The organism is Anaerocolumna xylanovorans DSM 12503 (assembly GCF_900143645.1).
Lineage (GTDB): Bacteria > Bacillota > Clostridia > Lachnospirales > Lachnospiraceae > Anaerocolumna > Anaerocolumna xylanovorans.
Genome location: NZ_FRFD01000008.1, coordinates 116599 through 141092, shown reverse-complemented (window position 1 = coordinate 141092; position 24494 = coordinate 116599). Strand labels below are relative to the sequence as shown.

At 41.6% G+C, this 24494-nt stretch carries 20 protein-coding genes; 2 read left to right on the top strand and 18 right to left on the bottom strand.

The genetic code is table 11. The features are described 5' to 3' along the window. Window positions 1–94: 94 nt before the first annotated feature. The 13 genes from aspS to BUF11_RS14180 all read right to left on the bottom strand — a co-directional run bounded on the left by aspS (window position 95) and on the right by BUF11_RS14180 (window position 17471). Window positions 95–1882: an aspartate--tRNA ligase gene (gene aspS, locus BUF11_RS14240; RefSeq protein ID WP_073589519.1), complete on the bottom strand. Its 1788-nt coding sequence runs from the start codon at window positions 1880–1882 to the stop codon at window positions 95–97. A gap of 46 nt (window positions 1883–1928) precedes the next feature. Further along, window positions 1929–2234 carry a Dabb family protein gene (locus BUF11_RS14235; protein ID WP_073589518.1) on the bottom strand — a complete coding sequence of 102 codons (306 nt, stop codon included), beginning with the start codon at window positions 2232–2234 and terminating at the stop codon, window positions 1929–1931. Window positions 2235–2362: 128 nt separating this feature from the next. Further along, a complete protein-coding gene (locus tag BUF11_RS14230) occupies window positions 2363–3742 on the bottom strand; it encodes an aminopeptidase (RefSeq protein ID WP_073589517.1) in 1380 nt (459 codons plus the stop codon). Window positions 3743–3854: 112 nt separating this feature from the next. Further along, window positions 3855–4511, bottom strand: coding sequence for an HD-GYP domain-containing protein (locus BUF11_RS14225; protein ID WP_242952377.1), 657 nt, complete (start codon window positions 4509–4511; stop codon window positions 3855–3857). Window positions 4512–4529: 18 nt separating this feature from the next. Further along, complete coding sequence (hemZ, locus tag BUF11_RS14220; RefSeq protein ID WP_330393891.1) at window positions 4530–6026, bottom strand: coproporphyrinogen dehydrogenase HemZ; 1497 nt, start codon at window positions 6024–6026, stop codon at window positions 4530–4532. A gap of 3 nt (window positions 6027–6029) precedes the next feature. Next, window positions 6030–6656: an MBL fold metallo-hydrolase gene (locus BUF11_RS14215; RefSeq protein ID WP_073589516.1), complete on the bottom strand. Its 627-nt coding sequence runs from the start codon at window positions 6654–6656 to the stop codon at window positions 6030–6032. Between the two features lie 19 nt (window positions 6657–6675). Continuing rightward, window positions 6676–8979, bottom strand: coding sequence for a RelA/SpoT family protein (locus BUF11_RS14210; protein WP_073589515.1), 2304 nt, complete (start codon window positions 8977–8979; stop codon window positions 6676–6678). A 278-nt stretch (window positions 8980–9257) separates the two neighbouring features. After that, window positions 9258–9782, bottom strand: a complete 525-nt coding sequence (locus tag BUF11_RS14205) for an adenine phosphoribosyltransferase (protein ID WP_073589514.1) — start codon at window positions 9780–9782, stop codon at window positions 9258–9260. A 259-nt stretch (window positions 9783–10041) separates the two neighbouring features. Beyond that, window positions 10042–12207 (bottom strand): glycoside hydrolase family 32 protein, encoded by a 2166-nt coding sequence (locus BUF11_RS14200; RefSeq protein ID WP_073589513.1) that lies wholly within the window; start codon window positions 12205–12207, stop codon window positions 10042–10044. After that, entirely contained in the window at window positions 12191–13810 is a 1620-nt protein-coding gene (locus tag BUF11_RS14195) for a glycoside hydrolase family 32 protein (protein ID WP_242952376.1), read from the bottom strand. Before BUF11_RS14195 ends, BUF11_RS14200 begins: the two co-directional genes overlap by 17 nt. A 4-nt stretch (window positions 13811–13814) precedes the next feature. Then, the gene (locus BUF11_RS14190) at window positions 13815–15452 is read right to left on the bottom strand and encodes a type 2 periplasmic-binding domain-containing protein (RefSeq protein WP_073589512.1); all 1638 of its coding nucleotides are present in this window, start codon (window positions 15450–15452) and stop codon (window positions 13815–13817) included. Between the two features lie 24 nt (window positions 15453–15476). Further along, window positions 15477–16379, bottom strand: coding sequence for a carbohydrate ABC transporter permease (locus BUF11_RS14185; protein ID WP_073589511.1), 903 nt, complete (start codon window positions 16377–16379; stop codon window positions 15477–15479). 180 nt (window positions 16380–16559) lie between these two features. Further along, window positions 16560–17471: an ABC transporter permease gene (locus tag BUF11_RS14180; RefSeq protein WP_073589510.1), complete on the bottom strand. Its 912-nt coding sequence runs from the start codon at window positions 17469–17471 to the stop codon at window positions 16560–16562. Window positions 17472–17940: 469 nt separating this feature from the next. Here BUF11_RS14180 and BUF11_RS14175 point away from each other — a divergent pair, with 469 nt between their 5' ends. Next, window positions 17941–18936, top strand: coding sequence for a LacI family DNA-binding transcriptional regulator (locus BUF11_RS14175; protein ID WP_073589509.1), 996 nt, complete (start codon window positions 17941–17943; stop codon window positions 18934–18936). Between the two features lie 21 nt (window positions 18937–18957). Here BUF11_RS14175 and recJ read toward each other — a convergent pair whose 3' ends face one another. From recJ to BUF11_RS14155, 4 genes are all read right to left on the bottom strand, one after another. After that, window positions 18958–20727: a single-stranded-DNA-specific exonuclease RecJ gene (recJ, locus tag BUF11_RS14170; RefSeq protein WP_330393890.1), complete on the bottom strand. Its 1770-nt coding sequence runs from the start codon at window positions 20725–20727 to the stop codon at window positions 18958–18960. Window positions 20728–20826: 99 nt separating this feature from the next. Next, on the bottom strand, window positions 20827–22302 hold the full coding sequence (gene scfB / locus BUF11_RS14165; protein ID WP_073589508.1) for a thioether cross-link-forming SCIFF peptide maturase: 1476 nt from the start codon (window positions 22300–22302) through the stop codon (window positions 20827–20829). A 146-nt stretch (window positions 22303–22448) separates the two neighbouring features. Continuing rightward, on the bottom strand, window positions 22449–22589 hold the full coding sequence (scfA, locus tag BUF11_RS14160) for a six-cysteine ranthipeptide SCIFF (RefSeq protein WP_073275699.1): 141 nt from the start codon (window positions 22587–22589) through the stop codon (window positions 22449–22451). A 94-nt stretch (window positions 22590–22683) separates the two neighbouring features. After that, window positions 22684–23058 (bottom strand): TIGR04086 family membrane protein, encoded by a 375-nt coding sequence (locus BUF11_RS14155; RefSeq protein WP_073589507.1) that lies wholly within the window; start codon window positions 23056–23058, stop codon window positions 22684–22686. Window positions 23059–23237: 179 nt separating this feature from the next. Between BUF11_RS14155 and BUF11_RS14150 the strand changes: the two genes are divergently transcribed. Continuing rightward, window positions 23238–24107: a PHP domain-containing protein gene (locus BUF11_RS14150; protein WP_073589506.1), complete on the top strand. Its 870-nt coding sequence runs from the start codon at window positions 23238–23240 to the stop codon at window positions 24105–24107. A 41-nt stretch (window positions 24108–24148) separates the two neighbouring features. Here BUF11_RS14150 and yajC read toward each other — a convergent pair whose 3' ends face one another. Further along, window positions 24149–24490 (bottom strand): preprotein translocase subunit YajC, encoded by a 342-nt coding sequence (gene yajC, locus BUF11_RS14145; protein WP_073589505.1) that lies wholly within the window; start codon window positions 24488–24490, stop codon window positions 24149–24151. Window positions 24491–24494 lie beyond the last annotated feature (4 nt).

The window sequence follows — 24494 nt, the reverse complement described above, 5'->3', positions numbered from 1 at the left end:
ACAATACTGGCTTTGTATGCATTAGCCGTACATAATTTGTCTGTTTTATACATACAAAGCCAGCAAGATACCTTTAGACAATGCGCTGTGCTATCTATTTATTCTCTGTAATACCAATTCCCAGCTCCTGTAACTGTTTCTCATCTACAACATTCGGGGCCTCTGTCATAAGGCAGGAAGCATCCTTCACCTTCGGGAAAGCAATTACATCACGGATACTGTCTTCCTGTGCCATAAGCATAATAAGACGATCCAGACCGTAGGCTAGGCCTGCATGAGGAGGTACACCGTATTTAAAGGCATTTAAGAGGAAGCCAAAACGGTCATAGGCCTCTTCCTTCGTAAAGCCTAATACCTCAAACATCTTCTCCTGGACATTGTTCTGATATATTCTTACACTGCCGCCGCCGATTTCTGTACCGTTTAGTACGATATCATATGCCTTGGCACGTACCTTTTCGGGATGGGTATTAAGAAGCTCCAAATCCTCCTCCATCGGCATGGTAAAAGGATGGTGCTTTGCTGTATATCTTCCTTCTTCCTTGGAATATTCAAGAAGAGGGAATTCAGTTACCCATAAGAATTTATATTCATCCTTTTTCAGCAGGTCAAGACCTCTTGCAAGCTCTAATCTTAAGTTTCCAAGTACATCAAATACGATATCGTCTTCATCTGCCGCAAAGAATAAAAGGTCTCCGGGTTTTGCCTGCATCTTTTCTGTAAGAGCCTTTAGCTCTTCTTCTGTCATAAACTTGGCAAAGGAGGACTTGTAAGTACCGTCTGTATTGATACTAAGGTATGCCAGACCCTTGGCACCGAAATCCTTTGCAAACTGAACCAGAGCATCAATCTTCTTTCTTGGCATCTCCGCCTGGCCTTCTGCATTGATACCTCTTACGGAACCACCATTTTTAATGGCATCGGTAAATACAGAAAATCCGCTTGTCCTTACCGTATCGGATACATCTTTAAGCTCCATGCCAAAACGGATATCCGGCTTATCTGAACCGAATCTTTCCATGGCTTCTTTATAAGTCATCCTTTGAATAGGCAGGGGGACTTCAACGCCGATGGTTTCTTTAAACATTCTGCTTAGAAGTCTTTCGTTCACTCCGATAACATCGTCTACGTCTACAAAGGAAAGCTCCATATCTATCTGGGTAAATTCCGGCTGGCGGTCTGCACGTAAATCCTCATCACGGAAGCATTTTACAATCTGAAAATACCTGTCATAACCGGAACACATTAACAGCTGTTTGAATATCTGGGGCGACTGGGGCAGGGCATAGAAATTGCCGGGATGTACGCGGCTGGGTACCAGATAATCTCTGGCGCCTTCCGGTGTACTCTTCGTAAGCATAGGTGTTTCGATTTCTAAAAAGCCCTCTTCGGAAAGAAACTGCCTTGTAAGGGTTGCTACCTTACTTCTCATGATAAGGTTATTTTGAAGATCCGGCCTTCTAAGGTCAAGGTAACGGTATTTTAAACGCAGGTCTTCCTTGGTCTTACTGTTTTCTTCTATGGGGAAGGGAGGAGTATCTGCCTCTGAAAGGATTCGAAGGCTTTCTGCTATCACTTCTATCTCACCGGTCACAATATTTTCATTTACGCCGCCGGAACGAAGCTCTACCTTTCCTTCTACCGCAATAACAAATTCGCTTCTTAGCTTTTCTGCTTTTGCAAAATCCTCGTGGCTTATGTCTCCTTCCTCAAATATAATCTGAAGGAGCCCGGAACGGTCCCTTAGATCTACGAATATAATACTACCTTTGTTTCTGCTTTTTTGTACCCATCCCATAACCGTCACTTTTTCGCCGGTCATAGCCTTTGTTACTTCGGTACATCTGTGGCTTCTGTGCAAGCCCTTCATCGACTCTGCCATGATATCCTCCTGATATTTCCCTTTTAGTTACTGTCTTTTATTATTTTTATTCTTCGTAATCCACACAAATGCGGCTGCCTACAATACTGCGTACAAAAGCTGCTGCTTTTAAATGCTCCTCATGGTTCTGGTAAAAGTCCAGAGCTTCCCTGCTGATAAAGGCACTATCAAGCATCAGGTCACAGTTACCGGTTCCGGTAGGCAGTGTCTTTGTTATTACTTTTAAGGATAGTATACCGGGTATTATTTCCTTTAGGGCTTCCAACCTGTTCTTTGCTTCTTCTCCCAGAGTATTTCTCTCTTCCCCTGTCAGCTCTTCTTTATACTTCCATAAAACAATATGTCTTACCATGTGTGGCTCCTTTCCTGCTCTCATGCACCTTTGTGCAGTGATAACCCTGTTTCTTCTTTTGTACCAAGTATATTATATAAGGCAGCGGATTCTTAATTATAAAGAGGTCACGACTGCCTCATTCTTTCTTACATGTCCTTTAAAAAGGCAATATAGCCCTTAAAGGTTTCATAAATATCCACCTTGCTGGTGATTTCCCACGGAGCATGCATATTAAGAACCGCAACACCGCTGTCTATCACTTCCATGTTGTAGTTAGCCATGATATAGGCTATGGTGCCGCCGCCGCCTTCATCTACCTTGCCAAGTTCCGCAGTCTGGAAGGAAATCTTATTATCTTCCATAATCTTTCGAAGCTTTGCCATAAATTCAGGATTGGCATCATTGGAATTGGATTTTCCCCTGGAGCCGGTATATTTGTTAAATACCATTCCCTGTCCAAAATAAGCGGCATTCTTCTTCTCCATTACCGCAGGATAATTCGGATCAAAGGCAGCACTTACATCAGAGGAGAGCATATGGGAATTCGACATGGCGCGTCTAACCTTTAACTCAGAGTATTCACCGGTTAAGGCTATCATCTCTGCTACGGTGTTTTCAAAAAACTTGGAATGCATACCCGAAGCTCCGACACTGCCGATTTCCTCTTTGTCAACCAATATGCAGGCACAGGTTCTGTCTGTTTCCTTTAAATCCAAAACAGCCATCAAAGAGGTATAGGAGCATACTCTGTCATCCTGTCCGTACCCCATGACCATACTCTTATCAAGACCGTAATCCCTTGCCTGACCGGCAGGAACGATTTCTAATTCCGCAGACAGGAAATCTTCCTCTTCCACATCATATTTATCCTTTAATATCTTAAGGATATTGGCCTTAACAGCATCTTTTTCTTCTCCCTTTAAAGGTATGCTGCCGACCAATATATTTAAGTCCTCTCCTTCAACCACCTTGGCAGCCTTCTTCTCAAGCTGTGCTCCTGATAAATGGATCAAAAGGTCTGTTACACCGATTACCGGGTCTTCTTTGTCTTCCCCGATTACAATATTTAATACTGTTCCATCCTTCTTTACCACAACACCGTGAATAGCTAAAGGAAGCGTAACCCACTGGTATTTCTTAATTCCGCCGTAATAATGGGTATCCAATAGGGCAAGTTCTGTATCCTCATATAAAGGCACCTGCTTTAAATCCATTCTGGGGGAATCAATATGGGCACCCAGAATCTTTAATCCATCTTCCAGAGGACGGCTTCCAATTACAAAAAGTGCAATTGCCTTCTCCATATTGGATATGTATACCCTATCCCCTGCCTTCAGCTCTTTTCCGCTGCGGATATAATCCTTTAAATCCTGAAAACCTTCTTTTTCAGCCAGTTTGATGCTTTCTCTGACACATTCCCTTTCGGTTTTACAGCTCGTGATAAAGTTCTTATAGTCTTCGCAAAAAGCAGTAATGTCTGCCAATTGCCCATCTTCATATTTTAACCATGCGTTTTTATTATTCATTTGCTTTCCTTTCTATATTGTTTTAATTTTATTCTTTTTATTTCACACTGTCCGTGGTTCATTATAATGCTTTTTTTTCGAAATTTCAACCGCAGCAGGACCTTAAACTATCCTAATAGGTACCGTCATGCAGGATATTCTTCCAACTAAAATTCTTTTTATTGATTTCCCTTGCATATTTATCAACTTCCGTAAATGGCTCTGTATAGGCAATACTTAGAAAATTAAGAAACAGCTTCATATCAAAATTCTTTACTTCTTCAATCATGAGCTGCATTGCTGCTTCTTTATGATAAGAACAGCGATATCTTCTATCCGATATTAAAGCCGCATAGACATCGCATATCCTTAATATTCTGCCTCCAAGGGGAATCTGGTTTCCTTTCAGGTTATTAGGATACCCGGAGCCATCATAGTTTTCATGATGGTATAGTACAGCCTTTAATATTTCCTCATTATACCCATATTTTTTTAAAATATCATATCCGATATCAGGATGCATACGGATGTACTTCATTTCTTCTACTATAAGAGTATTCCTGTTACTGGCATATAAATACTTTCCCAGTCTTAATTTCCCGATATCATGTACCAGTCCTGCATCTGCCATGGCATAACAGAAGCTTTCATCACAGCCCGTTTCTTCTGCCAGCAAATAAGCAAGCCTGCTTACCAAAATCCCATGGTCAATGGCTTCCTCCATATCATCCGTCAGAATACTGCTAAGCTCTTTTCTATCTTCTACTGTTAATTCTCTGACTGCCTGCAAATTAAGTCTCTCCCTTCTCTACAGTAAATGTCCGTTTTCTGACAGAAAACGATTCTTCCTGTCAATCATTTCATCAATTCTTTCCAGATAATCCTTAAGGCTCTTCACATTCTCCACCCGTTCAATACGGTTCTCCTGATGGAATACAAACTTTGATTGTGCTCCTGCTCCAAGAGCAATAATGGTTTGCTTCTCTTCCATTATGAGAATATTATAAAGCCCTTCCCTGCCTCTTCTGGCATAGCCGATGTTCTCTAAATTTCCGGACATATTCTTTTGACGGTAGAGATAATATGGCAGATATCTCTCAGCTTCTGCAAAATCCGCTGTTAAGCCGGCCATCTTGGAAGTTTCATAGAACCCAACCGCTTCATATTCCGCTCTTTCTTCCTTTAATCTGGAAGCTCTTTTTAATGCCAGTGTATGAACTGTAAGACTTTCCGGATTCAGGATTTTAATTTCTTTAAGAGTATCTTCCACATCTTCTTTTCTTTCCCCCGGAAGTCCTATAATGATATCCATATTAATATTTTCATGCCCTGTTTTTCTTGCCAGCAGGAGGGCTTCCTGTATCTGTCTTACTGTATGTTTTCTGCCGATTAAATCAAGCGTCCTCTGCTGCATGGTCTGAGGATTGATAGAAATCCGGTTCACTCCATGGGCTTTTAATAACTTTAGTTTCCCTTCTGTGATGCTGTCCGGCCTTCCGGCTTCTACTGTGTATTCCATTGCCTCCGATGGCTTCAGATAGCTGTCAATACAGGAGAGCAGCCTTTCCAGCTGTTCTTCCGTTAAGGTCGTAGGGGTCCCTCCCCCGATATAAAGGGTGGTAAGCTTTTTGTTTTTAAGAACTGCCCCAGCATACCTTATTTCTTTCATCAAAGCTTCCAGATAGGCCTCCGCCATTTTCCCGTACTTTTCAATGGAATAAGAAGTAAAGGAGCAGTATAAGCAGGTGCTTGGACAAAAGGGTATTCCAATATAGATACTATAGCCATTCCGGTAGTCCATATCCCTTAGCAGTTTATTCTCTCTTTCTGCAACGGTAAGGCTTAATTCTGCTTTTCCTTCGGAACAATAATATTCTTCTGTCATATACCGGTAAATGTCTTTTCTGTCTTCCCCTGCTTCAAGCTTTTCCAGTACGATTTTTGTCGGCCTTATCCCGGTTAAGGTTCCCCATGGAAGGTCTTTTTCCGTCAGGCTTTTTAAACACCTGTAAAGCATCCTCTTTAGATGATTTCTGATTTCTTTTTTTCTCTTAAGGAAGTCTGCCTGCTCTTTTGCCGCTCTTACCTTTTCTTCTTCCTTATAAAGCTGCCTTTTTTCTCTTTCTGCCACAACACAAAGATAAGAATCCACGGTATCTACAGTAATGATAAGGGATTCTTCTCGTATGTCTCTATCTGCTTCTTGTCTTATAACTTTTACCGCTTCTTCCGGGTAAAAGGCTTTTACCAGAGGATAAATATCATTCTCGTAATCATCCCCGTTTAATCTTATCTGAATCACCATTGTTTACCGCCTAAAATAAGGATTATTATTTTTCTCATAGCCAATGGAGGACATCATACCATGTCCGGGATAAACGCCTGTATCCTCCGGCAGGTTAAACAGCCTTTCTTTTACGCTCTTTATAAGAGCCGCACCGTTTCCCGTAGGCAGATCCGTTCTGCCCACCGAATTATAGAATAACGTATCTCCTGAAAAAAGAGCCTTTTCTTCCTGTATATAATAGCAGACGCTGCCTGCAGTATGTCCGGGAGTATGAATAACCTCTATGGTAAAGCCTGCTAAGGTAAGCACTTCTTTATCCTTTAATACTCTGTCCCTTTTGACTGTGATATCCCCGTTTATCATAAGGGAAGCGTTCAGTTCAGGGCTTTCCATCAGCTCTGCTTCCGTTTCATAAATATAATGCGGAATGGAATAGGTACGTCCTACCTCCTCCACAGCCATAATATGGTCAAAATGCCCATGGGTCAGTAATATCGCCACAGGCATTAGCTGTTCCCCGGAGATTTTTTCACAGATACGCTGCGGGCTGTCCGCCGGGTCTATAATAATCGTTTCCTTTGTTTGTTCATTAATCAGGAAATAACAGTTTGTGCTTACAGGGCCCAGTACAAGATTCTTTATCTTCATCCGTAATCTCCTTTTCTTATCAGCCTGTAGTACGCTCAATATCCAGTACGCTTTCAATACTTCTAAGCTTACCAACAATATACCGGAGCTGCTCTACGCCGTTAATCTCAAATCCTACACTTATAGTTGCAGTTCCCTGTTTACTGGTTCTTACTGTCATTGAGGTTACATCTATCTTATTCTCTGTCAGTATCTTGGATACATCCACCAATACACCGCTGCGGTTATTGGCATAAATCTTTATCTCAGCTGCATAAAGTTCACCCTGTGCTTTATCCTGAGGCACATTCCACTCTGCTTCAATCAGCCTTGCCCTGTCTTCTTCCGATAAGTTCATCAGGTTCACACAATCTGTCCGGTGAATGGATACTCCTCTTCCTCTTGTAACGAATCCGATTATTTCATCTCCCGGTACAGGACTGCAGCATTTCGAAAAACGAACTGCCACATCGTGGATACCTTCAACTACAATACCGCTCTTACTTTTCTTAACATTCGGCTTGCTGTCCTTAATCTCTGTTATGGAATCCAATACCTTTTCGTCGGTGATTTCCTTCTTATGCTTCTTGTCATATTCATCCTTCAGCTTGTTGATGACCTGGCCTTCTTTTAGTCCGCCGTGGCCAACTGCCGCATAGATGGAATCCCAATCCCTGAAACCGTACTTTGACATGACCTTATTCATATATTCCGGTTTCATCAGATCACTTAATACAATACCTTTGGTCTTACAGTAGGAAATAATCATTTCTTTTCCTTTAACAATGTTATCTTCCTTTAATTCTGTCTTAAACCATTGGTTAATCTTATTCTTCGCCTGGGTGCTCTTAACAAGGGACAGCCAATCCCTGCTGGGTCCCTTGGAATTCTGTGAAGTTATAATTTCAATTCTGTCACCGTTTTGGATAACATAATCGATATTGACCAATTTGCCGTTAACCCTTGCGCCAACCATCTTATTGCCGACAGCGCTGTGAATACTGTAGGCAAAATCAATAGGGGTGGAGCCATTGGGCAGATTTTTGACATCACCGGTGGGGGTAAAACAGTATACGCTTTCAGAAAATAAATCCAAATCGCTTTTTAGAAGACTTAGAAATTCCTTGTTGTCAGACATATCCCTCTGCCATTCCAGGATCTGCCTTAACCAGGTAAGCTTTGCCTCTTCCGTATCCTGGCTGTTCTTGCCGTCATGCCCTTCCTTGTATTTCCAGTGGGCCGCAATACCGTATTCAGCAGTACGGTGCATCTCATAGGTTCTGATCTGTATCTCAAAGGGCTGTCCTCCGGGACCGATAAGAGTAGTATGAAGGGACTGGTACATATTAGGCTTTGGCATAGCAATATAATCCTTGAATCTGCCGGGAATAGGCTTATACATCTCATGGATAACACCAAGGGCCGCATAGCAGTCCTTTACAGATTCTACAACAATCCGCACGGCAAATAAATCAAATATCTGGTCAAGTGTCTTATGCTGGTTCACCATCTTTTTATAGATACTAAAGAAATGCTTTACCCGGCCGTCAATTTTTGCTTCGATTTCTGCCTGCTGTATATGAAAACGGACTTCTTCTACTATTTGATTGATTATCTCTTCTCTTTCGCCCTTTTTGGAATTTATCTTCTCCGTTAAATCGTTATAGACTTCCGGCTCCAGATACTTTAAGGATAAATCATCCAATTCTATCTTAATCTTTGAAATACCAAGACGCTGGGCAATGGGAGCATAAATATCCATAGTCTCCCTTGCTTTTTCTTTTTGCTTTACAGGGGTCTGATATTGCATGGTACGCATATTATGCAGTCTGTCAGCAAGTTTTATCAAGATAACCCGGATATCCTTTGCCATAGCAAGAAACATCTTACGCAGATTCTCGGCCTGAATCTCCACCTTATCTTTTGAATAACTTAATTGGGTCAGTTTTGTTACCCCATCCACTAAGAGAGCTATTTCTTCATTGAATTCCTTTGCCAGCTCTTCTACCGTACAGACAGTATCTTCTACGACGTCATGAAGCAATCCCGCCACAATAGTTTCCTTATCCAGTTCCAGTTCTGCCAGAATAATGGCTACACAAAGCGGATGTATGATATAAGGCTCTCCTGATTTTCTCATTTGATCCTGATGAGCCTTTGCCGCAAAATGATAGGCCTTTTCAATTATGGAGATATCTGCGGAAGGATGATAGCTTTCTACTATTTTAATCAGTTGTCCATACAGCTCATCCGGAGTTGTAAAATCCGCAGGAACAATCAGTTCGGTATTCTTTTTTCTATATAAATTATCATCCATTACTTTATTATTCGCGTCGTCTTCCATGAAATCACCACCAGCCTATAAATTTATCTATTAATTATAAACAAATAACCGGAAAAAATCAATTCCTTTATTATTATGTCATATTATGACAGTCTTTTGTGGTACCTTACCAGGTAAAACGCGTATCATTCACGCCTGACTATTATCTTATCCGTACAGTATTTATAATCCAAAAAAGGACCTCTGCAAATAGTCTTCACGGTTTCTACCAAAAGATTCAACTATTTACAAAAAGTCCTCTATTGTTAAGTCCAGGGGTTCCGGACTAACAGTACCTTTTATTTGCCTTCATATTTAATAACGGCATCCACATCATATCCCTTTAATTTGTCACGTCCATGAAGTCCTTCCAATTCCATCAGGAATATAATCTTAACAACAATACCACCCAGGCTTTCAATTAATTTGGTGATTGCTTCAATCGTTCCGCCGGTAGCAATTAAGTCATCCACAATAGCAACTTTCTGACCGGGTTTAATCGCATCCTTATGCATTTCAATGGTTGCTGTGCCGTATTCCAGAGCATATTCCATCTCAATGGTCTCGCAGGGAAGCTTTCCTTTCTTACGTACAGGCACAAATGCTTTGTTCAGATTATAGGCAATTGGCACACCGAATATGAATCCTCTGGATTCCGGTCCCACAATGACATCAATGTCTTTTCCGTCAAGTAATGCCTGCATCTGGTCAATTGACATCTTTAAGCTGTCTTTATCCTGCAAAACACTTGTTACATCCCTGAAAACTATTCCTTCCTCCGGAAAATCAGGTATATTCCTGACATAATCTTCTAACTTCTTCATGGTATCTGCCTCTTTCTTATTATATTAAAAATTGTTAAATAGGTGATATTCTAATCTGCCGGTAAGTATCCTTTATGAACACTTAACTAGAAATGCCAAAAATTGCAAAACCTGTCTGGTATTTTGACACCTGAATCTAAATATTCTTAAAAACCCAACTTATATTATATCATTTTAACAAATTCTTTTCAAATAAAATCGAAAGCTATGTCACAACGAATGTAATAAGACTATATCTTAGTCAGATAAAAGTCTGTCATCAATGGTATACAGGCAGTATTTCCCAGAGTTCAAAGCTGATAATGTGCACATTTTGGGAAGTTAGTCTGATTCTTCTGGTTCCGTCTTTGGAATAGTTTCTTAGGGTTATGGATTTCCTCTGATTTAAGTATACCTCAAGCATGGAATGATCCAGAAAATATTCAAAGACTGCCGTATCTTCTCCCAGGATTACCCTGTCTTCATCCCCTCTGTATTTACTGACTGTATTACCTGCTCCGTCCCTTGCTCCAAATATCTGTTTCTCTCTGTCATAGAATACTTCCAGGCTCTCCTGTCCGTATTCCGTGATAATTCCGGTAAGGGCATCTTTTGTAACCAGCTTTGCATACAGCATATTGCCGCTGATATCCTTTATCCTTTCATTAATATCTGCTGCACTGACATTTCCTGCTTCCATAAGCTTTCTGCCCCTTAGGGAATAGATCTCTGTTATAGGTCTGATGCCCAACTCTTCGTTTTGACAGAACAGCTCCAGGGGAATCCCTCCGTTATGAGCCCAGCCGGATTTGAATTCCTCCTCCGGATGCCGTTTACCCTGTGCCAGTGTAAAAAGAATGCTTCTTTTATCCGGTGTGACAAATCCGCTTGGCCCGGTAAAGGTTCCGTACCCCAAATCAATAAGGCGTGCTTTATCATGGTGCTTATAAAACTTCTTTGCTTTGGTATCCCAATCGCCCAGCCAGTAATAGATTTCAACTACTTCCTTTTCAATCCGGCATGCACAAAAGATAAGGACATGACTTTTAATAATCCCTTCCTTATCCCTTAGGGGGAGCAGCACCGGCAGCTCCCAGTCATGACCAACCTCCGTATTTTCAGAGTAGTCATAGTCCAGAATAAACCCGTGGTTCGTCCAATCCTTTAAATCCGGGGAGCTTAATAACAACGCATTTCCGCCTCCGTTGCAAGCATCTCCGGTTCCAACAAGCATGTAATAGATATCCTCTTCAAACCATACAAAGGGATCTCTGAACTCTCCAAGCCACCCCATACCTTCCGTCTGCTTAACAATCAGGTCATCCGGCACCAGCCAGTCTGTAAGCCTGGAATCTTTGCTATTCTCCGGTACCGCCACAGCTACTCCCTGGTTGGGGAACCTTCCGTTATTTCCGGCGGTAAAGAAGAGTACCGGGATATCCTCCTTGTCCACAATACTGCTGCCGGACCAGCACCCATCGGGCGCTATAGAAATATCCTCGGGATCAAGAGCTGTCCGTTCATCCTCCCAATGAAGCATGTCCCTGCTGATAAAATGTCCCCATTGAATATTATCCCAGAGGGGTGCATGGGGATTCGCCTGATAAAAGATATGGTAGTATCCTTTATAATACATTGGCCCATGGGGTTCATTCATCCATTTACCCGGGGCAATCATATGATAACGGGGCCTTTGTGCATCAAAACGGTAAATACTGCGGTCTAATTCTTTGCGTATAATATCCTTTGATATCACTTTGGCTTCGTAATTTTCTTTTACTTTTTTAGAACTGAATACTTCTTCATAAATATCAATTGCCTGCATGAGGCCATGAAAAACTCCTGTTTTTGCCTCTGGCCCGCTTTCATCATAGTCCACATATTTCCCGATATAGCAGCCGTCTTTACTATATTTAAGCCCTCTGTGCCTTGGGAACTGTTTCCTGTTAGAAATCTTTCCATTGATAAAGATATCACACCAGCCGGCTTCGCTGTTAAATACCACTGTCAGGCAGTTCCATTGATATCTTCTTAAATGTATATTGACGGATTCCAGCTCGTAATAGTGTTTCCCGTCACCAAAGCCGACCACTACTACGCCCTTTCTTTTTACACTGACATAAAAGCCTGTCTTCTTTTCTTTATGAAAGCGGCAGAACAAGCCGCTTTTTCCTGTTTCAAAGCCCTGGGGAGCAAGTAGGATTTCCACTGTAAAATCCCCCTCCATTTCAGGCAAAACACTCTCACTGTAAAACCAGGTGGAGTAGCCGTCAAACAAAAAGGCATTATTCTCTTCCATTGCTTTTTCAGAATCTGCAAAGCCCTCTCTGTCACAGAGCACAAAGGTGCCCTTTCCATTACTGTCACACAATCTTACTTCTTTTCCATCATTGTTATCACAAAATCTTAAGTTTAATGCAGCTACTTGATTATTTATATATTCCATAGGCTTTTTCTCCGCTTACCATAATGTCATATTTGACGATATTCATATAAACACAGCCATCGGCTAAAAACCGGATATCCTTTGCTTCTAAAGAGGTAAAGAAGATGGATGTCATAACCTTCTCACCGTCATTGACAAACACTTCGGCAGAATATTTATCAAGGATAATCCGAATCTTCAACCCCTCCCCCTTAGCGCTTATCTGCCGTTCACAGATAGCGTCCCGCCTGATACCGGAGTACTTCCTGTCAAAGGTAAGTATTCCTCCCACAGGTTCATAATGAAGTGCCGTATATTCATCCCCGCCGGCAGCAAACTCCAGCTGGAACCCACGGTAATCACTATTCAGGAACTCTAAGGTAAGGTCTATTTCTCTTCCACTAATTCCCTCCAACTTTGTTATCCCCTGCAACCGGATGTTCCGGTATACCACCTCTTTCGAACGGTAATTTTCCAATTCCCTTACCGGATTCTGATACATTCTGCCATCCTTTAGTGTAAGTTCTCTTGGAATCGTCATCATCCCCGACCAGGTAAAGTAATCCGGTGTCATGTAATTATCCCATGTCTGCATCCAGGCAATGAGAATTCGCCGCCCGTCCTTTGCTTTCAATGTCTGGGGGGCATAAAAATCCAGGCCATAATCCAGTACTCCATAGCTTTCTCTTTGAAAAGTATAATCTGACGGATTAAAATTGCCTGTAAAGTACATATTTCCGTTTCCGCTATGAAATTCCAGTTCTTTCGCTTTCATATCCTGAGGTGATACAACGATTACGGCTTTGTCTTCCAATTCGAAAAAGTCCGGGCACTCCCACATCCTTCCGAATTCGCTGCCGCATTTTAAAAGAACCGAGCAAGGCTTCCACTGTCTTAAATTTTCTGACTTATAAAGGAGCAGCTGCCCGCTGCCATCTTCACTCCGGTTGGCAGCCAGAGAATAGAATATTCCGTCCTTCTCCCATATTTTCGGGTCCCTGAAATCTGTTTTACTAAAGCCTTCTTCCAACTGACTGCTGTCTATTACCGGATTGGCACTTAATTTCTCGTAGTTTATACCGTCTCCTATAGCTATGCACTGTACCTGTGCGACTTCCTTTTTATTGCTCCCTGCCTGCTCTTCATACACACCGGTATACATAAGGATATGCTTTCCGTCCTTTTCCATGGCGGTACCTGAAAAACATCCCTTATAGTCATAGCCTTTGTCAGGTGCAAGGGCAGCAGGAAGCATCTCCCACCTTATAAAATCTTCCGTCTTTATATGTCCCCAATGCATGGGCCCCCAATGGATATCATAAGGGTGGTACTGAAAGAATAGATGGTGTTCCCCCTTATAAAGCGAAAAGCCGTTAGGGTCATTCATCCAGCCGGTTGGAGGGGTCGCATGAAAGGAGGGTCTTGGACAATGTTCTGTTTTCATTGCAGCCATTTTCTCATATTCCCTGGCTTCTTCCAGCAAATTTTTTCCTGTCAAATTCATTCCATTATCCTCTCTTATCATAAACGGGAGCAGCTTATACATCCGTTCAGCCAGGCATTCATAATTTGGCGGTCCAGGTGTACCCGCTGAACTGTTAGCACGCTCCCGTTTATGTATCATTTTGTTATTTTACTGCCTTATATCTGTCATAAGCATCCTGCCAGCACTTGATTACATCCTGAAGTCCCATCTCATCCAGCCTGCTCTTATAGGAGTCCCATTCCTTTGCTGCACCGCCTTCCGTCAGCCATCTGGCACCTGTTTCAGAAACAAGCTGCTGGATATCTCCAATCTTATCGTTGATGATTTCTGTTTCTTCCACTGTAAAAGTAACACTTGGATAGTACTCATAATTTGCTACATTTTTAAACCAGAAGTTCTTTAAATCATCCAGTCTTTGCTGTGCTCTGTCTTCCATATAATAATATTTTCCGAAATCCTCTGTCAGCTGGGCGGTAGGTCCCCAAAGTTCTAATTTGGACTTTAATTCTCCTGCCGTTTCATTTCCGGTTAATTCCCTGGTGGTATATACTCCGTTTGCATCCGGTGTTTCAGAGAAGAATTCGCCAATAGGTCCATAGATTGCCTGCATACTGTTCATAGGATCGTATAACTGGTCAACCCACTTTAATAAAGTTTCAGGATTCTTGCATTCCTTTGTTACAGAGAAAGCACCATGGCTGGTAGTTCCCTGTTCGTTTAAGTTTACTCCTGATTTACCATCCTTACCGGAAAGGAAAGGCAGATAGGTATACATAGAAGCGCAGTCACTTCCTACAACTTCCGGAATTTCCCACCAGGTAAAGCAGCCAAGGATAGGCTCCTTACTCTGTCCCTTTGCAATATACTGGCTGGCATCCTGTGAGAATACTTCCAGATCAATTAAACCTTCCTCATACCATTTGTGGAAATATTCCATGGCGTCTCTGTATTCATCTCTGGCAGCATTAAACAATACTTTTCCATTTTCAATTGCACGGTGCTGGTCATTGTAATCGGTAAAACCAAAGGCACTGAATAAGGTGCTCATACCGGCACACCAGTTGTTATACATAAAGGAAAGGGGAATTTCATCATCCGGGTCACCGTTTCCGTTGGCATCTTTATCACGGAAAGCCACTAAGACGTCATGCAGCTCATCAATGGTGGCCGGCATCTTAAGTCCAAGATTATTCAGCCATTCCTGATTGATAGCGGTAAACTGGGGTATTGCACCGATATAGTAGGTATTGCCGTCGGTGTTCTGAAAGCCCATTTCCGAAATACTGGGCAAACCATAGATATTGCCGTCAGGCATGGTACAGGTTGCCAGTAAATCAGGTCTTTCTTTTATCAGCTTCATAAGATTTGGCATGGTCTTATCGTTAATGTAGTCATTTAAAGGAATTAAAAGCCCCTGGGAACCATAGGTATTTAACTCATAATCCGTAAGGGATGCTCCCATAACCGCATCCGGCAAATCAACTCCGGTAGCAAACAGCACATTCTTTCGTTCTGTCAGGGCATCTCCGGCAACGCTGTTCCATTTAATCTTCACTCCCATTTTCTCATTCATTTCCTTTACCAGTGTTTTTTCACTGTTATCGGGAGACATGGAGCTGATACCGGCAAAGATGTTATATTCTTTCACCGTGGAATCACCGCTTGTTTTTCCTGTTGTCTGACCGCCTTTTTCCTCCCCGCCTTTACTGCAGCCTGCAGCGGAAACCGTCAAAATAGCTGCCAATCCCAAACACATTGCTTTTTTCAGTAACTTTTTCATACTTTTCCTCCTTGTTATTATCTATTAGCCTTTCACTGCTCCAAACATCATACCCTTGTCGTAATATTTCTGCGCAAAGGGATATACAATCAGCATTGGAACAGATGCTACCACAATTGAAGTGAATTTAATTAATTCTGTAATCCGGTTTGCCTCGGCATATCCGCCGCTCATGTCATTCATCATATTAGCGGAAGCCTGGCTTTCTATCAGTATCTGGCGTAATACCAGCTGTAACGGCGCCTTGGAACTGGAAGGCAGGTATATAAGTGCCGTAAACCAGTCATTCCAGTAAGCTACCATGGCAAAGATGGCCATAACGGCAATGATGGGCTTGGAAAGAGGCAGGATGATCTTAAAAAAGGTTTTCATATTGCTGCTTCCGTCAATGGCTGCCGCGTCATAAAGACTTTCCGGAATGCTGTTCTCAAAAAATGTCCTTGAAATAATTACATTATAAACAGCTACACCGCCCGGAAGTATTAAAGCCCACATGTTGTTTATCATATGAAACCTGGAAACTACGATATAGGTAGGAATGAGCCCTCCCGTAAAATACATGGTTATAACATAAAACAGCATAATCAGCTTTCTTCCGGGAAGTGTAGGACGGGATAACGGATACGCTGTGAGAACCACCAGAGCCGTAGAGACAAAGGTACCCGTTACGGTATACAGGATACTGTTTAGATATCCTCTGCTTATCATAGCCTCCGAAAAAATCCTTTTATAGCCTTCCAGTGTAAAACCGACAGGAAACAGAAAGGTCTTTCCTGCATATACATCATAGGGATTTGATACGGACGCCACCAGTATGTAAAACAAAGGATAGGCTACGACCACAAATACAATTCCTAAAAATGTATAATTTAAGATATCAAACATTTTATCTGAACCTGTTTTTACCGATATTGATTGGTTTTTCATAATAACTCCTTTTGCGAATATTAAATCTTTGATTGGATATTCCTGAATACGTAGTTGAAAAATTTATTTTTCACGCTAGCTCCCATGGCATAAATCGTCTGCTTGCAGATGATTTACTGCCTCAAATCAGGGTGTGAAATGTTTTTTATTTCACACTAACAGCCATGCCTTCCTCAGTACTTATATAAAGCTGACATCCGATGCCTTTTTACAGATCCTATTTACCGCTATCAATAACACCAGGTTAACCGCTGTATTAAAAAGCCCCACTGCCGTCGAAAAGCTGTACTGCGCTTTTAAAATACCCTGCCGGTAAACATAGGTGGCTATAATGTCCGATGTCGGAGCATTTAGGGTTGTCTGCAATAAAAATGCCTTTTCAAAGCCTACATTCATCAGATTGCCAAAGGACATAATCAGCTGAATGATAATAATCGGTATCAGTACAGGAAAATCAATATGCCTGATTAATTTCCACTTGTTAGCGCCATCCACCTTTGCCGCATCATATAACTGGGTATCTACACCGGACAAGGTAGCCAGATATAAAATGGTGCCCCAGCCTGTATCCTGCCAGATGCCGGACACTACATAGATACTTCGAAACCACTGTGCCTTACCGAGGAAATCTACCGGTTGGCCTCCAAAGTTCTGCAGCAGAATATTAAACAGTCCGCCATTGGGGGAAAGAAATATCTTAATCATACCGCATAGAACCATGATAGAGATAAAATGAGGGGCATACACAACAGTCTGAACTGTCTTACGGAACCGCTGCCCTTTTACCTGGTTAAACAGCAAAGCCAGAATAATCGGCATCGGAAAGGACCACAACAGGGAATACAAGCTTAAGAGCAACGTATTGCGTATCATTCTGATACTGTTATAGTTGGTAAAAAATTTCGTAAACCATCGTAAACCCACCCATTCGCTTCCCCAGAAGCCTGCTGCTGCATTGTAATCCCGGAAGGCAATCTGGATACCGTACATTGGTATATACTTAAATATAATGGTGAGGACGATTCCCGGAAGCAAAAGCAGATATAGTTCCCAATGCCTTGCTATCCTTTTGGCTAAACTCATGGTCTTCATTTTAACCTCTTTCCTGAATATTCAACTTTGATTGGATATTCGTTAATTGGTAGTTGAAAAATGTCTTTTATTTTCAACTTATTCTTCACTTCTTATTATGAAACGTTTCACACTTGTTTAAAATAAAATCTTAGCATCATCTGCTGATATAATCTATATATTACCCATTATTTTATATACAATTCGTAGATTACAAATTTCTCAAATCATTCCTCATTGTCTCTTTTCACAATACGAAACGTTTCATGTACTGGTTATATTATAACTTTTGTGATTTACAAAGTCAATAGAAAACTTACTGTTTTTTTATTCCAGCGTCAAAGTATATATTTCATCACATCCCCTTGAAACGTTTCTCACAATATGCTAGTATTACAATCAGATATCATAACCGTTATCTGTAATTTATAATATCAGAAAGGGGAGCAGGAGTCCGGAACCGAGTGTAATTCATTCCTGCAAATAAATAATGTCTCGTTATTCCAATCCAACCATGAAAGATGTCGCCAGGGAAGCCGGTGTAGCCTTAGGCACAGTATCTAAAGTAATTAACAATCAGCCTGTTGGCGAAGAATATAGAATCAAGGTGGAAAATGCCATAAAAAGCCTGGATTATAAGGTCAATACCTACGCGCGGGGGCTAAAAACAAAGCAATCCTATACCATTGCCCTCATACTTCCGGATATCATCAATCCCTTTTTTGCATCCATTGCCCATTATACAGAACTTTACCTCTTTGAATTAAATTATAAACTGATGCTTTGCTGCTCTCAGGGAAAATGTGAAAAAGAGCTTTTCTATATCAATATGGCCTCTCAAAATAAGGTAGATGGCATCATTGCGCTTACATACAGCGATATCAGCAGTTACGTATCTGAAGATTTGCCCATTATCTCCATTGACCGTCATTTTAATAATACGGTGCTATGTGTGGCTTCTGATAATTATACCGGAGGATATCTGGCAACTGAGAAGCTGATTGGGGCAGGCTGCAAACATCCGGTATACATTCGAACCGGTTCTGTTGTCTATGGTGAGACCAATAAACGTAAGTACGGATATCTGGATGCCTGTGAACACAATGGCATTACCCCTGATATTCTGGATTTGACGGACGGAGATGACACCATTGAATGTTTCCGTAACTTTCTGGAACAGTCTTATGAAAGAAAGGATGTTCCGCCAATTGACGGTATTTTTACAGTGAATGATTATCTTGGCTTTCAGCTTATTGAGTATCTGCATTCCATCCATAAAGATATTCCCGAAGATATACAGCTTGTGGGATTTGACGGAATCCAGCACTTTGGCAGTCTGGGCTATTACATGTCCACTATCGCCCAGCCGGTTGAGAGGATTGCAAAGGCATGTGTGGATATACTCCTCTCACCGGATAAATCCAAGTACCCGAATCCTTACCTGCTTCCCGTAGAGTATAAATACGGCGGGACAACTCTGCTGTAACCTGGTAACGGCATCCGACTTTTACAGATTTTCAGGCTTATAATGCTGAATAACTATCTGCAGATTCCGGCTGCCGTTATATTCATTTACAGACGGATAATAGGCAAGCGACAGCTGCATTGAATTGGTTCTGTTCTGAAAAGCTTTGTCCACTTCTCCCCTGCCGTAAGTCTCCTCCAGAGAAGAAAGAAAAGTATTGACATCCCCAAAATACATGGCATCCATTTCTTTGCCGTATTGGTTTCTTACCAGAAACTTTAGAACATTACGGTTCTTCCCGAGAACAGCCATCTTTAGGATTTTAAGGCTTCTGTCTGCAAAGAGCGGTTTTTCATTCCCTTTGCCAAAGGGTTCTAAGAGATTAAGTTCTTCTACCAGTGCTTCCGATACATACCCCAGAGGCAGTACTACATCTATGGTTACTTTTGGGATTAAATCTTCTTCCGTTAATGTGGTATTGCTATTAAGGCTTATTCTAAAAGACTCCACAGATTCAAGAGCCAGGGACATACCAGCTGCCATAGGATGCCCTCCGAACTTCGTCAGATATTTGCTTGAACGGGTAAGCTCTTCATACATGTTATACTTTTCTATGGATCTTCCGGAACCCTTTACCATATCATGCGCTTTGGTTAATACAATAGCCGGCTTATTATACTTTTCTCTTAGCCTTCCGGCTATGATACCCGCAAGACTTTCATGGCAGTCCTGCAAATAAACCACTAACACCTTATCTTCCTTTAAAGAAGAGCCTTCTATCATAGAAACTGCTTCTATAATACCCTCTTCCGTCATCTGCTTTCGCAGATCATTTAAGCTTTTTAATTCGGAGGCCTGTCTGTCTGCCTCTTCCTTATTTTCCGCCAAAAGAAGCCGCAGCCCTTTTTTTGCTGTGTCAAGCCTTCCGCCCGCATTAAGACAGGGCCCGATAATAAAGCCCAAGTGATAGGCAGCCAGATTCTCCATAACAATTTGATTCTTTTCCATTAGTGCCCTAAGGCCCAGATTTTCGGTTTTCCTAAGAAGCTCAAGACCTTTTTTTACCAGGATACGGTTCTCTCCTGTCAGTTCCATGACGTCGCAAACTGTAGCAATGGCAACAGCTTCCCGCAAAGGTATCAGCTCTTCTTCTCCAATCCGCCTTCTCTTAAACAGAGTTTCTATCAGCTTATAGGCTACCGCTGCCCCGCAAAGCTGCTTAAAAGGATATGGGCAATCCTCCTGTTTGGGGTTTACAATGGCATCTGCTTCCGGCAGCAGATATCTTTTTTCCCCTTCTATTACAAAAGGAATATCGTGATGGTCTGTTACAATAACAGTCATCCCAAGTTTTTTTGCCTTTTTTACCTGTTCTAAGGCAGCAATTCCGTTATCACAGGTCAAAATAGTATCAATCCCTGCCTCATAAGCGGCATCAATTATCTGTTCATTGATCCCATAGCCGTCCTTAATGCGGTCAGGTATCTCATAATCCACCCTGGCGCCGCATAAAACAAGAGCTTTATAAAGTATGTAGGTAGATGCCACTCCGTCCACGTCATAATCTCCGACTATCCGGATGGGCAGGGAATGGTTTATCTTATCCTCTAATATTGCACAGGCTTTTACCAGGTCCTTCATACTGTCAGGGTTATACATCCTGTTATAATCAGGATTTAAGTAAAGGTCAATATCACTTTCCTCTGTAAGCCCCCTGTTTACAATCAGCCTTGCAAGGCATTCACTGATTCCATACCTTTTCATTATAGCTTCAAAATCTGCTTTCTTATTCCTTAGTACCCACTTTTCCACGGGATTCTCCTTTCTGTTAAGCACCAAACAGGAAAATGCCTGTGCAGGGCTGCCAAGTTTCAGACAGCCAGACAGGCATTATTTTCGGTTTATCTATGTTTATAGCGTAGCTTCCAGTTCATCCGCTTCCTCTTGGAAGGCTGCTTCTGCTGCCTTTATCATAAGTGCACACTCTACTCGTTTTCTTTCAAGCTTACAGCCGATATCATAGGCATCATGAATACTGCCGTGGAATTTATAGGCATTGGCGGCACAGCCTCCGCTGCAATAGAATTTGGCAAAGCAATCCTTGCATTTCTCCTTGGAATATACATTACAGCACCTAAATTCCTCCTGCAGTTCCGCCTTCTTAACTCCTTCAAAGACGTTTCCCATAAGGTACTGCTCTTCTCCAACAAACTGGTGGCAGGGGTATAAATCACCCCAGGGTGTTACTGCCATATATTCTGTTCCCGAGCCGCAGCCGGACAGACGCTTGGCAACACAGGGCCCTCCTGACAAATCTATCATAAAGTGGAAGAAGTTAAAGCCTTCTCCCGCCTGCTTTTTCTTAAGAATATAGGCAGCTAGCTTATCGTACTCTTCATAGACTTTCTCAACATCCCCTTCCTTTATGGCATAGCTCTCCTCGGGAAGTGCCACTACGGGCTCTACGGATATCTGCTTAAAGCCTAACTCCGCCAGATGTATTACATCTTCTGAAAAGTCCAGGTTATTATGGGTAAAGGTTCCTCTGACGTAATAGTTATTCTGGTTTCTGCTCTCGGCTACCTTTTTAAATTTCGGAAGAATAATATCATAACTGCCTTTTCCGTTTCTTGAAGGGCGCATCAGGTCATTGATTTCCTTTCGTCCGTCAATACTTAACACCACATTTCCCATTTCCCTATTGGCAAATTCCATGACCTCGTCATTTAAGAGAATTCCATTGGTCGTAAGGGTAAAGCGGAACTTCTTATTGTGGATTTTCTCCTGTTCCCTGCCGTATTCCACAAGCCTTTTCACTACATCAAAGTTCATTAAGGGTTCACCGCCAAAGAAATCCACCTCAAGATTCTTACGGTTGCCGGAATGGGCAATCAGAAAATCAAGTGCCTGCTTCCCCACCTCGTAGCTCATCAGGGCACGCCTTCCCTGGTATTCCCCTTCTTCTGCAAAACAATACTTACAGGCAAGGTTACAGTCATGGGCTATATGAAGGCACAGAGCCTTTACCACCGTCTGACGGGACTTAAATTCAGATATGTAATTCTCATAGATATCTTCCGTAAAGAGGGCACCCTCTGCAATCAGTTCTTCTACTTCCGAAACTGCTTCTTTTACAGCACTTTCGACGGATTTTCCCTCTTCCTTATATTCATCAAAAAGGGCCGCGTATCCTTGCCCTTGGTATTTATCTGTTAATTTATTGATTATGGTTTCTTTTTCTTTCTCTGAAACCAGATGCTTTTCATCTTTTGGAGCTTCTTTGTACAACTCTATAATATCGTAGATTAAATCATCCACTACATGAACCATTCCGCTGTTAACGTCCAGCACGATATTATACCCGTTGTTTTTATACTGGTGAACCAAATTTTCCTCCTTCTATGTGTAATTCCATACACAAGGAATAAGCAGCGACTATAAGACGCTGCTTAGTTTACAAGATTGCTTATATGCTTTTATAAACAACTTCTAGTTACTATTTACAATACTATGTATAGCTATACTGCGTATACTTACTGATTTTCACAACTCTGATTGCCTACTGTGCAGGATGTCTTACATGCTGACTGGCAGGAAGTCTGGCATTCACCGCAGCCGCCCTTTTTCATGGATTCTTTAAGGTTTCTTGTATTTAAAGTCTTAATACGCTTCATGATTTTCCTCCTTTTTATTCCTTGATATCTTTCCATATCAATATCCGTACCTATTATATCATACCAAAACGGATATGAAAAGATATTTTTTACCTTAACTAACCATTCCTCCCAACATTCCACCAAATAAGCATAAAATCATTACGGTGAGAACTCTGGATGCTTCCATTCCCATTAGAGAACCGGTAAGAGTTGAAATCAGAAAGAGGATAATAAAATACAAAGCTCCTATTAAAAGTCCCCAAAGAAATCTTTTCTGGGCAGCGTTTTTTCCAAAGAGAAAGCCGCCTAAAAAGGTAGATAAAATATATGTGACTATAATGCCGCCGCTTAATATCTTATTGGAAACATCCAGCTTAAGCATCAGAAAGGATAGCAAAAGCAGCATAAGCCCTGTCACAACATAGGAGAGCAAAAGATCCTTTAATATCACAGTAACCCTGGAATTCCGGTGAAGTACTTTGTCCATGAAATACCTCCGTTCACTTTATACAGTAATATATTATTTCCCGCCTGGATATATGCTTAAGACAGCTAAATTTAAGCATCAGCAGATCTGATAATATATTTTAGTGGTTGTAATAGCAGGTCAAAAAGGTTACAATGCTTTCAGACAGTATGAAAATACTATGTAGAAAGGTGGTCCCTATGAAATATATTGATTTACATGTACATTCCAATGCCTCTGACGGTACGTTATCACCAACAGAGGTTGCCGGGCTTGCTGCTTCCCTGTCCCTTTCTGCCATTGCTTTAACAGATCATGATACCTTATCAGGAGTCAGGGAGGCCCAGTCCGCTGCATTGGTATTATCTGACTCTGAAAACCCTTTAAGAATAATACCGGGTGCGGAACTTTCTGTAGCCTACAGAAAAAAAGACATTCATATCCTCGGCTTATTTCTTGACATTAATAACAAACCCCTGAATGACGCGCTTCATACTGCTCTTATAAAACGTGATGAACGGAATGAAAAGATGGCTTCCAATCTGCGCAGTGCAGGAATTGATATTACCGTAGATAAATTAAAGGCGGTTGAAGGAGAGGCGGTACTTACCCGGGCTCATTTTGCCAAATACATGACAGAACATGGTTATACAAAAACAAACAAGGAAGCCTTTGAAAAATACTTGAATGATTCTTCTCCTTATTATGTTCCAAGGGATTATCTCACTCCCGAAAAAGCCATTTCGCTTATCCATCAGGCAGGCGGTCTTGCTGTCCTTGCACATCCCTTATTATACAAATATAACTTAGAGCAGCTGGATGACCTGATCTCTCTTCTTACAAAATTCGGTCTGGATGGTATCGAAGCCATCTACTCCATGAATACCGGCTTCGACGAGGGTATTGTAAGAAGATTTGCCAACCGTTATAACCTGGTCATCACAGGAGGTTCTGATTTTCACGGCAAAAATAAGCCTGACATTGGCTTAGGCTTTGGAAAGGGTAATCTGAAAGTTCCGGAAACTCTCTTGGAGCCTTTGGAAAACCGCTTAAAAATAAGGTCCCTGTAATATCAGGGACCTTTTGTCTTTACTGTACTTTTTTACTTTACTTATTCCTTGGTTTCTTTTGAAACTACTGTTGTCTGGGGCTTCTCAATCTCTGAGATAGCTGTTCTTTTCATGGGGATACGGCAGTTCTTGTTATTACCGAATTCTACGATAACTACATCATCCATTACGTCAATAACAACTCCGTAAAATCCGCCGGAAGTCAGTACACTGTCACCATTTTCCAATGTGGAAAGCATGGCATCCATTTTCTTTTGCTGCTTTTTCTGGGGACGGATTGCCATGAAATAAAAAATACCTACCATAACTACGATCCACATAATGAGTGTGGCTAAAGGCATGGCACCTGATTGTCCGCCTGTTGTTAAAATTCCGAATTGCATATGA

Coding starts and splice junctions, on each gene's coding strand:
- aspS (WP_073589519.1), bottom strand. CDS start 1,882: ATGGCAGAGTCGATGAAGGGCTTGCACAGAAGCCACAGATGTACCGAA.
- BUF11_RS14235 (WP_073589518.1), bottom strand. CDS start 2,234: ATGGTAAGACATATTGTTTTATGGAAGTATAAAGAAGAGCTGACAGGG.
- BUF11_RS14230 (WP_073589517.1), bottom strand. CDS start 3,742: ATGAATAATAAAAACGCATGGTTAAAATATGAAGATGGGCAATTGGCA.
- hemZ (WP_330393891.1), bottom strand. CDS start 6,026: ATGGTGATTCAGATAAGATTAAACGGGGATGATTACGAGAATGATATT.
- BUF11_RS14215 (WP_073589516.1), bottom strand. CDS start 6,656: ATGAAGATAAAGAATCTTGTACTGGGCCCTGTAAGCACAAACTGTTAT.
- BUF11_RS14210 (WP_073589515.1), bottom strand. CDS start 8,979: ATGGAAGACGACGCGAATAATAAAGTAATGGATGATAATTTATATAGA.
- BUF11_RS14205 (WP_073589514.1), bottom strand. CDS start 9,782: ATGAAGAAGTTAGAAGATTATGTCAGGAATATACCTGATTTTCCGGAG.
- BUF11_RS14200 (WP_073589513.1), bottom strand. CDS start 12,207: ATGGAATATATAAATAATCAAGTAGCTGCATTAAACTTAAGATTTTGT.
- BUF11_RS14195 (WP_242952376.1), bottom strand. CDS start 13,810: ATGATACATAAACGGGAGCGTGCTAACAGTTCAGCGGGTACACCTGGA.
- BUF11_RS14190 (WP_073589512.1), bottom strand. CDS start 15,452: ATGAAAAAGTTACTGAAAAAAGCAATGTGTTTGGGATTGGCAGCTATT.
- BUF11_RS14185 (WP_073589511.1), bottom strand. CDS start 16,379: ATGAAAAACCAATCAATATCGGTAAAAACAGGTTCAGATAAAATGTTT.
- BUF11_RS14180 (WP_073589510.1), bottom strand. CDS start 17,471: ATGAAGACCATGAGTTTAGCCAAAAGGATAGCAAGGCATTGGGAACTA.
- BUF11_RS14175 (WP_073589509.1), top strand. CDS start 17,941: ATGTCTCGTTATTCCAATCCAACCATGAAAGATGTCGCCAGGGAAGCC.
- scfA (WP_073275699.1), bottom strand. CDS start 22,589: ATGAAGCGTATTAAGACTTTAAATACAAGAAACCTTAAAGAATCCATG.
- BUF11_RS14155 (WP_073589507.1), bottom strand. CDS start 23,058: ATGGACAAAGTACTTCACCGGAATTCCAGGGTTACTGTGATATTAAAG.
- BUF11_RS14150 (WP_073589506.1), top strand. CDS start 23,238: ATGAAATATATTGATTTACATGTACATTCCAATGCCTCTGACGGTACG.
- yajC (WP_073589505.1), bottom strand. CDS start 24,490: ATGCAATTCGGAATTTTAACAACAGGCGGACAATCAGGTGCCATGCCT.